This is a genomic window from Microvirga sp. 3-52 (genome assembly GCF_018383585.1).
Taxonomy (GTDB): Bacteria; Pseudomonadota; Alphaproteobacteria; order Rhizobiales; family Beijerinckiaceae; genus Microvirga.
On record NZ_JAHAMK010000016.1, the window covers coordinates 21,577 to 37,323 of the forward strand.

Annotated in this window: 14 protein-coding genes; 6 read left to right on the top strand and 8 right to left on the bottom strand. The window is 61.1% G+C overall.

Annotated features, from left to right (window positions below):
* Positions 1 to 265: 265 nt before the first annotated feature.
* Both KHP60_RS13720 and KHP60_RS13725 read left to right on the top strand, forming a co-directional pair.
* Positions 266 to 1,945 (top strand): M10 family metallopeptidase, encoded by a 1,680-nt coding sequence (locus KHP60_RS13720; protein ID WP_213564883.1) that lies wholly within the window; start codon positions 266 to 268, stop codon positions 1,943 to 1,945.
* A gap of 111 nt (positions 1,946 to 2,056) precedes the next feature.
* Positions 2,057 to 2,368 carry a hypothetical protein gene (locus KHP60_RS13725; protein ID WP_213564884.1) on the top strand — a complete coding sequence of 104 codons (312 nt, stop codon included), beginning with the start codon at positions 2,057 to 2,059 and terminating at the stop codon, positions 2,366 to 2,368.
* Positions 2,369 to 2,595: 227 nt separating this feature from the next.
* Here KHP60_RS13725 and KHP60_RS13730 read toward each other — a convergent pair whose 3' ends face one another.
* The 8 genes from KHP60_RS13730 to KHP60_RS13765 all read right to left on the bottom strand — a co-directional run bounded on the left by KHP60_RS13730 (position 2,596) and on the right by KHP60_RS13765 (position 10,141).
* Positions 2,596 to 3,885, bottom strand: a complete 1,290-nt coding sequence (locus tag KHP60_RS13730) for an FAD-binding oxidoreductase (protein ID WP_213564885.1) — start codon at positions 3,883 to 3,885, stop codon at positions 2,596 to 2,598.
* An 8-nt stretch (positions 3,886 to 3,893) separates the two neighbouring features.
* Positions 3,894 to 4,391 carry a GAF domain-containing protein gene (locus KHP60_RS13735; protein WP_213564886.1) on the bottom strand — a complete coding sequence of 166 codons (498 nt, stop codon included), beginning with the start codon at positions 4,389 to 4,391 and terminating at the stop codon, positions 3,894 to 3,896.
* 189 nt (positions 4,392 to 4,580) lie between these two features.
* Positions 4,581 to 6,392: an ABC transporter ATP-binding protein gene (locus KHP60_RS13740; RefSeq protein WP_213564967.1), complete on the bottom strand. Its 1,812-nt coding sequence runs from the start codon at positions 6,390 to 6,392 to the stop codon at positions 4,581 to 4,583.
* A 388-nt stretch (positions 6,393 to 6,780) separates the two neighbouring features.
* Positions 6,781 to 7,323, bottom strand: a complete 543-nt coding sequence (locus KHP60_RS13745) for an MOSC domain-containing protein (RefSeq protein WP_213564887.1) — start codon at positions 7,321 to 7,323, stop codon at positions 6,781 to 6,783.
* Between the two features lie 39 nt (positions 7,324 to 7,362).
* Entirely contained in the window at positions 7,363 to 7,812 is a 450-nt protein-coding gene (locus KHP60_RS13750; protein WP_213564888.1) for a DUF488 family protein, read from the bottom strand.
* Between the two features lie 9 nt (positions 7,813 to 7,821).
* Complete coding sequence (locus KHP60_RS13755; protein ID WP_213564889.1) at positions 7,822 to 8,397, bottom strand: cyclase dehydrase; 576 nt, start codon at positions 8,395 to 8,397, stop codon at positions 7,822 to 7,824.
* Between the two features lie 11 nt (positions 8,398 to 8,408).
* Positions 8,409 to 9,581 carry a zinc-dependent alcohol dehydrogenase gene (locus tag KHP60_RS13760; protein ID WP_213564890.1) on the bottom strand — a complete coding sequence of 391 codons (1,173 nt, stop codon included), beginning with the start codon at positions 9,579 to 9,581 and terminating at the stop codon, positions 8,409 to 8,411.
* Between the two features lie 134 nt (positions 9,582 to 9,715).
* Positions 9,716 to 10,141: an NUDIX hydrolase gene (locus tag KHP60_RS13765; protein ID WP_213564891.1), complete on the bottom strand. Its 426-nt coding sequence runs from the start codon at positions 10,139 to 10,141 to the stop codon at positions 9,716 to 9,718.
* A 194-nt stretch (positions 10,142 to 10,335) separates the two neighbouring features.
* Here KHP60_RS13765 and KHP60_RS13770 point away from each other — a divergent pair, with 194 nt between their 5' ends.
* The 4 genes from KHP60_RS13770 (at position 10,336) to KHP60_RS13785 (ending at position 15,708) form a co-directional block, all read left to right on the top strand.
* Entirely contained in the window at positions 10,336 to 11,130 is a 795-nt protein-coding gene (locus tag KHP60_RS13770; RefSeq protein WP_213564892.1) for an inositol monophosphatase family protein, read from the top strand.
* Positions 11,131 to 11,250: 120 nt separating this feature from the next.
* Positions 11,251 to 12,297: an ABC transporter substrate-binding protein gene (locus KHP60_RS13775; RefSeq protein ID WP_213564893.1), complete on the top strand. Its 1,047-nt coding sequence runs from the start codon at positions 11,251 to 11,253 to the stop codon at positions 12,295 to 12,297.
* 109 nt (positions 12,298 to 12,406) lie between these two features.
* On the top strand, positions 12,407 to 14,596 hold the full coding sequence (locus tag KHP60_RS13780; protein WP_213564894.1) for an iron ABC transporter permease: 2,190 nt from the start codon (positions 12,407 to 12,409) through the stop codon (positions 14,594 to 14,596).
* Positions 14,593 to 15,708 carry an ABC transporter ATP-binding protein gene (locus tag KHP60_RS13785; protein ID WP_213564895.1) on the top strand — a complete coding sequence of 372 codons (1,116 nt, stop codon included), beginning with the start codon at positions 14,593 to 14,595 and terminating at the stop codon, positions 15,706 to 15,708. Before KHP60_RS13780 ends, KHP60_RS13785 begins: the two co-directional genes overlap by 4 nt.
* Positions 15,709 to 15,747 lie beyond the last annotated feature (39 nt).

Below are 15,747 nucleotides of genomic sequence, written 5' to 3' on the forward strand. Positions count from 1 at the left end.
AGTCTTGACGAAAGTCCTTTATGACCTCCCGGATCGATAGATTTTGCGCGAGATCCACTGAATAACGATCTCGCTGAGGCCTCCATCCGATGACATATTATAATTTATTGTAGCGATTCGCATGAAAGCGCCCATCAGGCGACAAGCTTAAGCTTTTAGGAAGAGACGTTCTTTACTCTTCGGAAGAAAGGCTGGCTTTACTCACCGGCCAGAATGCGCGCGAAACTTCGCCTTATCAATTTCTGCTCTCATCGATTGAAGAACCATGCCTGCCGTCGAGACATACAACCCAACAGGAAACGCCTACATCGATGCTGTTCTCGGCACCATCAAGTGGGTGCCGAGCAACCTGACATACAGCTTTCCCACGGCAGCCACCTCATACGGCTCATCCTACGGCGATGGCGAGGCGGCGAGAGGATTTGGCGCGTTCAACGGCACACAGCAATCCATTACGCGCTCGGCATTGAATCTCTACTCGGCCGTCAGTAGCCTCACCTTCCAGGAGTTGACCGGGGCGAGCGGACCATCCGCCGATCTGCGTTTTGCGCAATCGGACTTGCCCAGCACGGCGTGGGCTTATTTCCCGACAACGGATGCAGTCGGCGGTGACGTCTGGATCAACAATTCCAGCCAGATCTATGCAAGCCCGGCGAAGGGCAACTACGCCTATCTCACGGTCATTCACGAGATCGGGCACGCTCTCGGGCTCGAACATGCCCATGAGGGCAACATGCCTCTGGATCGCGACAGCATGGAATATACCGTGATGAGCTACCGCTCCTATGTGGGCGCTTCGACCAGCGCAGGCTATACCAACGAGACCTGGGGCTATGCCCAGACCCTCATGATGTACGACATCGCCGCTATCCAGCACATCTACGGCGCGAACTACGCGACCAATAATGGCAACACGACATATTCCTGGAGCCCGACGACGGGCGAAATGTTCGTGAACGGTGTCGGCCAGGACGCCCCCGGCGGAAATCAGATCCTGCTGACCGTCTGGGATGGCGGCGGGTCCGATACCTACAGCTTCACCAGCTACACCACCGAGATCTCCATCGATCTTCAGCCCGGGGCATGGACGATCACGTCCCAGGAGCAGCGCGCGAAACTGCATTGGGACGGTTCGAAACTCGCCGCTGGCAACATCGCCAATGCCCTTCTCTATCAGGGCAGTACGCTCTCTCTCATCGAGAACGCCTCCGGCGGCTCTGCGAGCGACGACATCAAAGGCAACGTGGCCAGCAATACGCTTCGCGGCAATGGCGGCAATGACAAGCTCTATGGTCTGAGCGGCGACGACGTCCTGATCGGCGGAAGCGGGAAAGATGCGCTCAGCGGCGGGACAGGTAAGGATACGGCAAGCTACATCACGGCGAAAGCGGCTGTGCTGGCAGATCTCCAATCTTCGTCGAGCAACCGAGGCGATGCGTCGGGCGATACGTATTCGAGCGTCGAGAGCCTCGTCGGCAGCGCCTATGGCGACGCGCTCCGCGGGAATGGTGCGTCCAACACGATCGAGGGTAAAGGCGGCAAGGACACACTCTACGGGCGTAATGGCAATGATGTGCTGGAAGGCGGTTCAGGCAGCGACAAGCTTTATGGTCAGGGCGGGAAGGACATGCTTATCGGCGGGAGCGGAGCGGATGCTTTTGTTTTCCAGGCATTGAGCGACTCCCGCGGATCCACTGTCGATACGATCAAGGATTTCCATCGTGGATCCGACCATATCGACCTGCGCAGCATCGATGCGAATACGAAAGTCGCAAGCGATCAGGCATTCACCTTCATCGGCAAGGCCGGGTTCCATGGCAAGGCCGGTGAGTTGCGCTTTGCCGATGGCATCGTATCGGGCGACGTGAACGGAGACAGGACTGCCGATTTCAAGATCAAAGTCGTGGGCCTCTTCGCGCTGTCGAAAGGCGACTTTTATTTGTGATCAGGTTTTTGTGATCGGCTCTCCGATGGGACCAGGGTTGCCTCCCGACAGACGATGATGCGAGGAGGGATCACTTCATCCGCTGAACAGATTCGACCTTGGGAGCCGTGAATGAAAACATCCATTGCCGCCTGTCTTGCCTTGTTCGCCGGATTGGTTCCTCCAACCTTTGCTCCCGCGGCCGACAGCGAAAAGCCGGTGCCCGAAATGGATCTCATTGCTCCCTTCCAGACGAACGAGCGCACCTATTTCCGCGAGCATCGGCTGCGCGCCTATGAGCGAACCCGGGCAGGCATCCGCCAAGGCGCCACCTGTGTGACGCCGAAGGGCGTGTGCTGGATTGCGGAACCTCTGTCGAGCGGCAACGACTGCTCCTGCGAAAGCCGGCGCCTCGGCACGATCCACGGTACGATTGGCGGCTGACTAAAATAATGGGTTAACCATCTGGACAGACCGCAAGCTTAGGCATTATCCACGTCGCAAGACCTTCCGGCTTTAGAGGAAGCGCGATGGAACAGACGGAAAAACGCCACCCTGCCAACGATGCCTTGGCCTATCTCATGAATCTGATTGCTCTCGCATTCAGCTTCAGTTGCCTTTGGGTCGTCGCCTCCGCCGCCAAGATGTGATCAAGTATCGTTTCCGTCGCTTCAACGGGAGCGCAATTCCATCGCCGCGTCGGCGACCTGATAGCTCCAATAGGTCAGCTGAGCCGCGGCACGGCCGAAGATGCCGCCATTCCATGCAAGATCGAACGGTGTAAACAGGCGATAACGGTCGCTCTCTGCCGTGATTCCTTCCGCGATTAACGTCCCGCCAACTGCCGTCGTGTTCATGCCGTGTCCGCCGAAGGCCGTGCAGTACCAGACACCCTGTTTCCATTGACCGATCTGCGGCATCAGGTGCCGGGCATACGACATGAGGCCCGACCAAGCGACCTCGACCTTCAAGCCGGACAGCTGCGGATAGGTCGTTACCATCTCGCGCCGGAGAAGGGCTGCGATATCGCGTGGATCGGTCGTCCGCGTGGTGATGCGTCCACCCCATAGGATCCGATTTCCGCCATCGACCAGTCGGTAATAGTCCCCTGCCCTGCGATCATCGAGAATGGCGGCCTGCGTGCGAATGGCGCCCTGCACCATTTCCGGCGCCTGCTCGGTCAACAGAACGTAAGTGGCAATGGGCAGGAACGCGCGCTTGAGTGCAGGCAAAACGGCACCGGTATAGCCGCCCGTTGCGAACACCACATGCTCGGCCGAAATTTCGGCATCCCTCGTGCGAAGGACCTTGCGTGCGCCCTCGAGATCTGCAGCCGTCACCGACGAATGCTCATGAATTGAAGCGCCCAGCCGTGCCGCCTCGCGAGCCAGCGCACGTCCGTAATTCAGCGGATGGAAGTGGAAGGCACCTTCGTCCAGAACCGCCTCGCGATACTTGGGAGAGATGAAGTACTCTCTCACTTCATCTTGGGGCAGATAGCGGAGCTGCAACCCGAACTCGCTCTTCTGGCGTTCGCTCGCAGCCTGCAGAGCACCTTGGGAGTCGTAACGCAACGCCTTGGCAATGCCAGGCACCGGGTGTGCATCCAGTATCCCGAGTTCGTCGATATTGCTGCGGACGATCTCCACGCCCTCCATGGAGAGGCGGAACAGCTCCCGTGCCTGATCAGGTCCCACACGGCGTTCGATAGCGGCAAGACCCGTGGCATAACCTGCTGAGACAAAGCCCCCGTTGCGGCCGGAGGCACCCCAGGCCACGCGCTGAGCTTCAAGCAACACGACCTTACGTCCGCTGCGCGTAAGCTTCAGAGCTGCCGTCAGACCAGCCAATCCGCCGCCAACGATGCACACATCCGCCTGGATGCGTCCCGCCGCCCGTGGATAGGTTTCCGACGTGGCGGCGGTGCGGCTATAATAGGTGTCGATATAGGCGGGCTGCATATCTGTGTCTAAAGCGAGAGCTCGGAAGCCTCCAGATAGATCCCGACCAGCTTCTCGCAGCCATCCCGGTCCTCCTCATCGAACCGGTTGGGATTGGGGCTGTCGAGATCGAGCACGCCCAGAACCTTGCCGCCCTTGACGAGCGGCACGACGAGTTCGGAGCGGGATGCGCTATCACAGGCGATGTGCCCCGGAAAGGCATGGACGTCCGGCACCACGATGGACTCCTTGCGCTCGACGGCTGTGCCACACACGCCACGACCGACCGCGATGCGCACGCAGGCCGTCTTGCCCTGGAAGGGTCCAAGAACGAGTTCCGGTCCGCGCATGAAATAGAACCCGGCCCAGTTCAGGTCCGGCAGGAACTGGTAGATCAGGGCCGACATGTTGGCCGCATTCGCGATCGCATCCGGCTCGCCCTCCAGAAGTCCGGTGAGCTGCTGGGCGAGAGAGGCATAGAAGTCCCGCTTGTTGTCGGAACCCGGGATGTTTTTGACTTCGAACATGGGATTTTCCTTTAAAGCATCGGACCCAAAAGTGGAATGCCCCATTGGGTCCGAGCCCCTCTTGGACGGGGCAGCATTCGGGGTGGGAAACAGAGCCTGCCTTTCACCGATGTGACCCTGCGGCTCGCTGATCCGGACCTTCGGTTCCGCACGATCCGCCGGGAGTCTTAGGAAATCTTGTCCAGCCCCCTACTCGGCCGCCATATCGGAGCGAGCTCTCTTGGTGAGATCCAGCCCCTGGTGATCGCAGAGGCGGCGGTAAAGGCCGCCCTTGCGATAGAGCGACAGGTGATCCCCCTCCTCCACCATTCGCCCCTTGTCGAACACGAGGATGCGGTCGAGGGCACGCACCGTGGAGAGGCGGTGCGCGATCACGATGGAGGTGCGCCCCACCATGAGGCGCTCCATCGCCTGCTGGATCAGCACCTCCGATTCCGAATCGAGCGCGGAGGTCGCCTCGTCCAAGATCAGGATGGGCGCATCGGCCAGAAAGGCGCGGGCGATCGCGACCCTCTGGCGCTCACCACCTGAGAGCTTCACACCACGCTCACCCACAAGGGTCGAATAGCCCTTGGGCAAGCTCATGATGAAGTCGTGCGCATTGGCGAGCCGCGCCGCACGCTCGATCTCCATCGTAGACGCACTCGGACGGGCATAGGCGATGTTCTCGGCCAGCGTGCGATGGAACAGGATAGGCTCCTGCTGCACGATGGCAATCTGCGAGCGCAAGGACGCCTGCTCGGCCTGGGCGATATTCTGCCCGTCGATCAGAATCTGCCCGCCCGTCACATCATAGAGACGTTGGATCAACTTCACGAGAGTCGTCTTGCCCGATCCCGAGGGCCCCACCAAGCCGACGCGTTCACCTGCCCGGATTGTCAGGGACAAATCCCGGTAGAGCGGCGTGTCATGGCCGGCATAGTGGAACGTCACCCGGTCGAAGGCGACTTCGCCACGCGAAATGCGGATCGGCTTCGCACCGGGACAATCCGGCACCCCGATGCGCTCCCGGTGAATCTCGACGAGTTCCTCCATGTCGTTCACGGAGCGGCGCAGGTTGTTGATGTGCATGCCCACGTCGCGCAGGTAGCCGTGGATCACGAAGTAGGTCGTGAGCACATAGGCAAGATCACCCGGCGTTGCGCGATTCTGCCACCACAGCCAGATCGCCGTGCCGATGATGGCGGCGCGGATGCCGAGCAGAGCGATGAACTGCACCGTGCCGCTGTTGGTGCCGCGCTGCCAGACGCGGCGTGTGCGGCTCTGCCACTTGCGCAGCACCCAGGTGAGACGCTCATCCTCGCGCACCTCGGCCCCGAAAGCCTTCACGACGGGGTTGCAGCTCAAGGCATCGGCCAGGGTGCCGCCGACACGCGTATCCCAAGCGTTCGCCAGCCGCGCTGCGGGCGCGACGTAGCGAGTTGCCAGAAAGCCCGTCATGACGATGTAGGCGAGCGCACTTACCCCGATGACGAGGCCCATCACCGGCCAGCGCAGCCCCAGTACGATCATCGAGCCGGCGAGTACCGTGAGAGAGGGGAGAAGCGCGAGCAGGAGCGTGTCGTGCATCAGGTCGAGCGCCCACATGCCTCGTGTGATCTTGCGTACGGTCGAGCCGGCAAAGGAGTTGGCATGCCAATCGGTCGAAAAGCGCTGGACGCGGGCAAACGCATCCTGCGCCACGCGCCCCATCACCCGCAGCGTCAGCTCCACGATGCCATAGAAGGCCAGATGGCGCATGACGATCATGAGCAGTCCGAGCCCGGTCATGAAGGCGAAGGCCACGAGCCCTGCGTGAAGGGCCGCCTCACGGTCGTTGACGCCCATGGCGATCGCATCGACGAGGCGTCCCGCGAAGACGGGCATGAACACATCCGCCAACGTCGAGACCATCATGGTAGCGACGATCAGCACCACGTAACGCGGTTCTTCGCGCCAGTGACGAAACGTGAATTCCAAGACGTCGCGGGTGGCGTCCCCGCTCTTCGATTGCTGGTTCATGGAAGCGAACAGGTGGCGCTCGAAGCGCGCACCTCTCCCCGAAATTTTGAGGAGCGACATAGGTAACGCTGGCTTACAGCGTCCGATGTCGCTCGAAGATCATAGATTGTGGAAACTTGATAAGGTTTGCCGGGCCTGGGAGCCCCGCCAGATCCGACCTAAAGTTCGGACGCGGGAGGAACGTTCAGCAAGCGGATAGAAGCCATGCAGTCCTCCCTTTCTAGAAATTAAACCTAGGTCTAAAGTAGTGCAGTTCGTTCAACTTGGCAACCGCACTTTTGTTTCAGTCCGGTCTTAGCTTGTTTCGTATCATGCGGAACCGGAGGTCCGGTTTCCCCCGGAATGACGCGCTGGTCAAGAGGAGGAGCATCTTTTGGGTCCGACTGCCCTAGACGACCTCGAGCAGCCGGTACGGTCCGGGCGGCAACTCCACCCGAATGGCATCCCCCGATCTCACTTCACCGCCTTCGAGGACAATTGCCATGATACCGGATTTGCGGACGAGGTTTCCTCGCTCGTCCTTGCCGAGTACGGCCTTCATGAGACCCTTCTGAAAGCGATCGATCTGGACACAAGGGTTGCGCAGTCCCGTCACCTCGATCACGGCGCTCGCGCCGATGAGCAGGCGCGCGCCCGTCGGTAGCCCGAGCAGATCGATGCCGCGCGTCGTGACGTTCTCGCCCATGTCGCCGGCGGAAACGCTGAACCCCGCCTCACGCAGTTCGTCGTGCAATTCCGCATGGATCAGGTGAACCTGCCGCAGGTTCGGCTGGCTCGGGTCCTTGGCCACCCGCGAGCGGTGCTTGACGGTCGTGCCAAGGTGAGCATCGCCCTCGACGCCGAGACCGGCCAGAAGGCGGATAACGCCTCGATTGGATTTGCTGAAGCTGTGGCTGGGGCTGTTGCTCACCGCCGTGACGATTGCCTGCATAAATGCCCCTAAGCTCCCTGCGCGATTCATCTTGTAGCGTCAGAGAACCGTCAGATCCACCGTCTCGAAGCCTCTCTCGGCGAGACGCTGCGCCAGCACACGGCGGTGGCAATTGACGGGATCGCGCTCGAAGCAGAGAAGGCAGATCGGTTGGGCCAGCGCCAGTGCTTCCAGCTCGCGAAAGGCCTCTTGAGCCGGTTCGGTCCCCAGAACCTCGTTGCAATAGATCCGGCGCATCAATTCGCCGTCACCAGCACGAGCGGCCTGACGCCCTTCCTTGGGCGTGCCGAGTTTGATGAAATGCTGGTAGCCGATGGCCTGGCTCGTCAGGGCATCCCGCAGGGCAGATTTCGAGAAACCTCGCTTGCGTGAGAGCGCGACGGCACGCACATCCGCGAGGGTCTCGACGCCTGCATCCTTCAAGGTGGTGAGGAAGCGGTCCACGTCCGCTCCCTCGTATCCAATGGTAAAAACCTGCGGCTTTGTCATGCCGCGAAGTTACATGGACGGCTGAGGATGTCGAGATGGCTCCGGTTGCGTATAGGGCCGCAGTGCCTCAGGCGTGCGGAAGTCCCTCGGCACCTCGAAATCCCGGGCCGCCCCATGACTCAGCTCAATCCCGCGGGGATAGCCGGTGCGGTCCGAATAATCCTGCATCGGCGGCAGAGGATGCGGGCTTTCGCGGCTCAGGGTTTGGGCGCAATAGACATCGAGGGCCGTCACGCCGGCCACAGCCGCGATCGCGATGCCGACATTACCCTTCTTCGGGTTGTTGCCCTCGAGAGCTGTTGCCAGCGTTGCAAGGTCGAGCCCGTCGCCCGCGACACGCCCCCAGATCCAGGGAGTCGGATCTTTCGAAGCCAGAATGCCGACGCCGGTTGCGATTTCGCGAACACCATAGCCGGCAATCAGCCCCTCCTGCCCTTTCATGCCGAGCGCTCGTGCGAGTGCGCGAGGTGCTGCGACTTCCGCGATGCCGAGAGCGATGGAAAACAGGCCGAGCCCGCGGGCCAGGGTATCGGTTGCCGTGTCAGCATGACCACGGCGGCGAGTTCTTTCAGTTTCGTAGCGCATGATCTCACCTATCAGGGTTTGATGACGACCTTGATGCAGCCGTCCTGCTTGTCGCGGAATACCTTGTACATGTCCGGTCCCTCATCGAGGGAGACCGTATGCGTGATGACGAAGGACGGATCGATCTGACCGTCCTCGATTCGGCGCAGGAGATCGTCGGTCCAGCGGTTCACATGCGTCTGGCCCGTGCGGATGGTGAGCCCCTTGTTCATGATCGCTCCGAAGGGGATCTTGTCGAGCAAGCCGCCATAAACGCCGGGGATCGAGAGCGTCCCGGCGGGGCGGCAGACATAGGCCATCTCACGCAGCACATGGGGACGATCCGTCTCCATCATCGTCGCCTGCTTCACCCGGTCATACATGGAATCGATCGTCGCGGTCGCATGTGCCTCCATGCCGACAGCGTCGATGCACTTCTCGGGACCCTTGCCTTTGGTGAGTTCGTTGAGCCGCTCGATCACGCTCTCCTCGTCGAAATTGATCGTGATGGCGCCGCCCGCCTCTGCCATGGCGAGGCGCTCGGGAACCCGATCAATCACCACGACCTGCTTGGCGCCCAGCAGAATGGCGCTGCGGATCGCCATCTGGCCTACGGGACCTGCGCCCCAGATCGCGACCGTATCGGTGGGCTGGATGTCGCATTGCACAGCCGCCTGCCAACCGGTCGGGAAGATGTCGCTGAGGAAGAGAAGTTTCTCGTCCGAAATGCCGTCCGGCACCTTGATGTGGGTGGCATCGGCGAAGGGCACGCGCAGATACTCGGCCTGCCCGCCCGGGTAGCCGCCGGTCAGATGCGTGTAGCCGAACAGACCCGCCGTCGTATGCCCGAAGGCCTTCGCGGCGATATGGCCATTCCGGTTCGTCCGCTCGCACACCGAAAAATTGCCGCGCTTGCACTGCTCACATTCGCCGCAGATGATGGTGAAGGGGATCACCACCCGGTCGCCCACTTTGAGCTTGCCTTTGGACTCGGCGCCGACCTCGACCACCTCGCCCATGGATTCATGACCCATAATGTCGCCAGATTTCATTCCTGGCATGAAATGGTCGTAGAGATGAAGATCGGAGCCGCAGATGGCGCAGCTCGTCACCTTGATGATCGCGTCGCGGGGATGCTCGATCTGTGGATCGGGAACCGAATCGCAACGGATATCGGTGGTGCCATGCCAAACAAGCGCCTTCATCGAAATCTCCTCACATGCCTGGGAATGGTCAAGCTCCGCCGCTTGACCGCTTCGTCACAGGAAAGACTTCTTGAGGAGCTTTGCGTTCCCTGAATCGTCCTAAAATCTATGTCTTACCCGTTGGGGCGAAGCTGTCAGACGTGTTCGGGGAGGCTGCGGATGAGTTCGGCCAAAGCGGGCTCCAGGACCTGATGAGCCGCCTCCTCGACCTCGAACCACTGGGCCTGACGCTGGCCTTTCTCGCGCCAGGACTTGAGTTGCTTGGAGACCTCGAGCGGATAGACGTTGACCCGGCACAGATCGAAATGCGCGGCCCGACGCTTCCAGTAGTCGTAAGAGCCGAGGGGCTTGTTCTTGATCTCGCCCTTGACGCCGGCCTCCTCCTCCGCCTCCTGCGCGGCCGCCTTGTGAGGCTTCTTGCCCTTCATGGGCCAGCCTTTGGGAATCAGCCAGCGCTTGGTCTCACGCGACGTGACGAGGAGCACCTCGATCTTGCCGTCCTTGATCCGGAAGGGGAGTGCCGCAACCTGTCTGAGTTCTTCTTTTGCTGTCTGGGGCATTCGACGAGAGTAGGCCTCCTAACAAGATAGTTTGTAACGTAGATGATTTGAGCCGGCTAAGAAAGGGTCATTGTGAGAAGACATGAGGAACACCGTCGGCCTCGCCTCATACGATTCTCCATCCTCTCAAAGATCCATGACTGCCTCATAACAGCAGAAACCCCGCTTTTGATCCACAAGGATGCTCCCACCCGATGACGACAGACAGCCTGGACATGAGATTTGCAGCCGCCTGCGCCATCGCCCGGGAGGCTGGCGTGCTGGCGCGCAAGCGCTTTCTGGAACGGCCCCGTTCGCAGCGGCCCGATTTCAAGGGCCCGCAGGATTTCCTGACAGCCACCGATGCGGAGGTGGAAGAGCTGATCCGCAGCCGCCTGAGCGAACTGTTTCCCGGCGATTCCTTCTTCGGCGAGGAGGGCGGCGGCTCCTTCGAGCGGGACGTGTGGGTCGTGGACCCTATCGACGGCACGGCGAACTTCGCCCGCGGCATCCCGCACTTCGCCATCTCCATCGCCTTCGTCCGCGAGGGACGGGTCGAGATTGGCGTGATCTATGATGTGATGCATGCCGAGCTCTACACGGCCCAACGCGGCCGGGGCGCCATCCTCAATGGCGAGACCATCCGTGTGAGCGGCCTTGCCGATATGAATCAGGCCACAGTGGAAGCAGGCTGGTCCTCGCGCCTGCCACCAGAGCCCTATATCGCCGTGATCGACAAGTTGAAGACAGCCGGTGCCAATGTACGCCGTGCGGGATCGGGCACGCTGGGCTTGGCTTACGTTGCGGACGGTCGGATCGATGCCTATTGCGAGCTCCACATCAATTCCTGGGATGCCCTGGCCGGCCTTCTGATCATCGAAGAGGCTGGGGGCTGGACTAACGACTTTCTGGCCAAGGACGGCCTCAGGAAGGGTAATCCCGTTCTGGCCTGCACGCCGGAACTGGCCGATGCGCTCACCCAGGCGACCGGGATCGCAAAGGAGCCATGAGACGGCATCTTATTCTAAAGATTCAGATTTAAAGGACCGGCTAGGCTCTTGACCCGCCGTCTCAATGGGGAGAGCTTAGCCGACCAATCAATAACAGAAACGGCACTCTGGGAGGATCGAATGAATGTGAAGAAGAATCTCGTTGCGGCAACCATGCTGGCAGGCACCATGACAGCCTTGTCCTTCATGTCCGCAGGAACGGCCCAGGCGCAAGGAGCGCTGGTCATGTATTGTGGCGTGCAGGAGGAATGGTGTCGCGCCATGACGACCGCCTTCGAGCGTGAAACGGGCATCAAGGTCTCCATGACCCGCAAGAGCGCAGGCGAGGTCTATGCCCAGGTCAAGGCGGAGGCTGCCAATCCCCGTGCTGACATCTGGTGGGGTGGCACGGGCGATCCGCACATGCAGGCGGCAGAAGAGGGCATCACCGAAGAGTACAAGTCGCCGAAGATGGGCGAATTGCAGGACTGGGCCGTGCGGCAGTGGGAGCAGTCCAAGGGCCGCACCGTCGGCATCTATTCCGGAGCTCTCGGCTTCGGCTACAACACGGACCTGGTCAAATCCAACAACATCCCGGAGCCGAAATGCTGGGCGGATCTGCTGAAGCCCGAGCTGAAGGATGAGGTTCAGGTCGCGGACCCGAACTCCTCCGGCACCGCGTACACGCTTCTTGCCACCATCGTGCAGATCATGGGCGAGGACAAAGGCTTCGAATACCTCAAGGCCCTGCACAAGAACGTCAACCAATACACCAAGTCGGGCGCCGCTCCCGCCAAGGCCATGGCTCTCGGCGAGACGACCGCCGGCATCGCCTTCATGCACGACATCGTGACGATGGTCGTCGACAAGGCCCCGGTGAAGGTGGTCGCTCCCTGTGAGGGAACAGGCTATGAGATCGGCTCCATGTCGCTCATCAAGGGCGCCAAGAACATGGACAACGCCAAGAAGTTCTACGACTGGGCGCTTACGGCCGATGCGCAGAAGCTCGGCGCCGACGCCAAGTCATATCAGGTGCCCTCGAACAAGAGTACGCCGATTCCGCCTCAGTCACCGAAGCTCAGCGATATCAAGCTGATCAACTTCGACTTCGCGAAATACGGCTCCTCGGCCGAGCGCAAGCGCCTCCTCTCCAAGTGGGACAACGAGGTTAAGAACCTGCCGAAATAGTTGGCTTTAACAGGCTCCGGCGAAGCGGGTTCCGCTTCGCCGGAGTACATCCATGACCTGATTACAGTACAGGCCGGCAATGCATCGGTCTTGAGGTGGGAACAGAAAGATGTCACGGGCAACCCTTGGCTGGATCGTTCTAAGCTGGGTCGGCTTTGCCCTCCTGCCCTGGTATGGCTTCGACCGCACTGCCGTCCTCACCCTCACGGACTATTTTGTCAGCGGATCGGCCTTGATTCATGGGCTCGGAGGAGCATGGTGGCTTCTGCCGATTCTGGTGCCCCTCTGCATGGCCCTGGCTCCGGTGTTTCGCCCAGCGGCCCAGACCAACGGCAACTGGCTCATCGCGTCAGGCCTGCTCGGCCTCGCTCTCATCGTCGTCCAAGGCTTTTCCATCGGCCTTAACGGCTGGATGCTCGACATCTTAAGGGGTCTTTTCGGCGAGCCCGGTCCGAGTCAGGCCGGCATGGGCTATGGTGCGGCCCTAACCGCAACGGCCTTCCTCATCGTCCTTTGCCACGGCCTTGCGGCCCACGGCTGGTGCCGCGGCGATGCTTTCGTCACATCCTCCATCGGTGTCGTCATCGCGCTGATCGCTGTCTTCGTCTTCTTCCCGGTCACGACCATTCTTGCGAGCGCCTTTGCCGACAACAGCGGCAATTTTGCTCCCTTCGAGTTCTTCGGGAAGTTCATGGACAGATCAATCTGGGGCCTGGATTGCCTGTCGAGCAATCTGCGCTGCGGTGTGGCCTGGAACACGCTCTTCCTCGGCCTGCTCGTGGGCGTTGGCACCACGGCGCTGGGTCTTGCTTTCGCGCTGATCGCGACCCGCACGGAGTTCCGCTTCAAGAAGCTTTTGCGCGTGATGAGCGTTCTGCCCATCATCACGCCGCCTTTCGTGATCGGTCTCGCGCTCATCCTGCTCTTCGGCCGTTCGGGAGCGCTTTCCAACGTCCTATGGGAATGGTTCGGTGTGCCGCGTTCGCGTTGGATCTATGGATTGCCCGGTGTGCTCATCGCCCAGCTCCTGGCCTTCACGCCCATCGCATTCCTGGTTCTCATTGGCGTGGTCCAGGGCATCAGTCCGACGCTCGAAGAAGCTTCACAGACTTTGCGTGCGAAAAGCTGGACGACCTTCTGGACCGTGACGCTGCCGCTCATGCGTCCGGGCCTCGCCAACGCTTTCCTCCTGGGCTTCGTCGAGAGTTTGGCCGACTTCGGCAATCCGCTGGTGCTCGGTGGAAACTATGAAGTGCTCTCCACCAAGATCTTCTTTGCCGTCGTCGGCGCGCAGCAGGATCAGGGACGCGCGGCCGTGCTGTCGATCATCCTGCTCGCCTTCACGCTGGGGGCCTTCTGGCTCCAGCATGCCTGGCTCGGCAAGAAGGTCTACACCACGGTCACCGGCAAGGGGGATGCCGGCATTCCGCTGCCGCTGCCGCGCCGGGTGGCACTGGCTTCCTATTTCACCGCCATTCCATGGGCGAGTTTCACCGTCGCCGTCTATGCCGTCATCGTTGTGGGCGCCTTCGTGCGCTCCATGGGCCGCGACTACACGCCGACCCTCGAGCACTTCCTCACCGCCTTCCGCGTCGAGAGCTCAGATTCAGGCTTCTACTTCTCGGGTTCGGCCTGGGATTCTTTCTTCGCCACCGTGAAAGTGGCCGCTCTCTCCGCCCCACTCACGGCTGCGATCGGCCTGCTCACCGCCTACCTCCTCACCCGCCAGCGCTTCTCCGGACAGCGCGCCTTCGAGTTCGGCACGCTCCTGAGCTTCGCCATTCCCGGCACGGTCGTCGGCGTATCCTATATCCTCGCCTTCAATGTGCCGCCGATCGAGATCACCGGAACAGGCTTCATCCTCGTGATGTGCTTCGTGTTCCGCAACATGCCCGTGGGTGTGCGCTCCGGCATCGCGACCCTGAGCCAGATCGACAAGAGCCTCGATGAAGCCTCATTGACGCTGGGAGCCGGCTCGTCGACCACCATGCGCCGCATTGTGCTGCCGCTGCTGCGGCCAGCCATCGTTGCCTCCCTCGTCTATTCCTTCGTACGCGCCATGACGGCCGTGAGCGCCGTGATCTTCCTCGTCACTGCCGAATACAACATGGCGACGACCTACATCGTCGGTCGCGTCGAGGCGGGCGAGTTCGGCCTCGCGATTGCCTATTCCACCGTGCTCATCCTCGTCATGCTCCTCGCCATCGTGGCGATCCAGCTGGCTGTGGGCGAGCGGCGCCTCGGACGCCGCAGCGCGAGCACTGCTCCCTCTCCCGTTGCCGTGCAGGCGGTCCCATGAACAAGATCTCTTCCATCCATACTCTGCCTCGCCCTGGGGCCTTGAAGAAGCAGGCGGCTTCGGTGCAGTTCCGCAATGTGACGAAGCGCTACGGCAACGTCACTGCGGTGGATGACGTCTCCTTTACCATCGAACCGGGACAACTCGTGACCCTGCTCGGCCCCTCCGGTTGTGGCAAGACCACGACGCTACGGATGATCGCCGGCCTCGAGATGGCGAGCGAGGGCCAGATCCTTATCGGCGGACGCGACGTGACGAACCTGTCCGCCGCCGACCGGGACGTGAGCATGGTGTTCCAGTCTTACGCGCTCTTTCCACACATGTCGGTGCTGGAGAACGTGGCCTATGGACCTTCCGTGCAAGGTGTCTCGAAGAAAGACGCCTACGAGATGGCAATGGAAAAGCTATCACTGATCGGCCTCAAAGGCCTGGAGAAGCGCGCACCGTCCGAGCTTTCCGGCGGACAGCAGCAGCGTGTGGCGGTGGCGCGCGCGCTCGTGCTGGAGCCTCAGGTCCTGCTCTTCGACGAGCCGCTGTCGAATCTTGACGCAAAGCTCCGCCGCCGCGTGCGCGAGGATATCCGCGAACTGCAGCAGAGCCTCAATCTGACGGTGGCCTACGTGACACACGATCAGGAGGAAGCTCTCGCCGTCTCCGACCACATCATCGTGATGTCGAATGCGCGGATCGCCCAGACCGGAGCACCGCGCGAGCTTTATGAGGAGCCGGCCAACCTGTTCGTGGCCGACTTTATCGGGGATGCCAATATCATCAACGGCGAACTGGTGAGCATTGCAGGACCGATGGCGCAGGTGAGCATCGGCAATTTGAGCCTCCAGCTACCTCACAGAAACGCCAACCAGGGAACCGTCAAACTCGCCGTGCGGCCCGATGCGATCCTGCTCGACGAGTCAGCCCCCATCGCCGGCGCGCTGACCGGAACGGTGCGAAAAGCCTCCTATCTCGGCACGCAGGTGGAATACGAAGTGGAGACTGCTATCGGGAACCTGTTTGTCGTCCAATATGGACGCAAGGAGCCGATCGCCCCGGGCACACCCGTGTCGATTTCGTTCACGACGCAGCGCGGCGTCGCTATCATTCCGCACGCCTAGAGCATTTTTCGTGGATCCGGTTCCCCGTCAGACATGGCA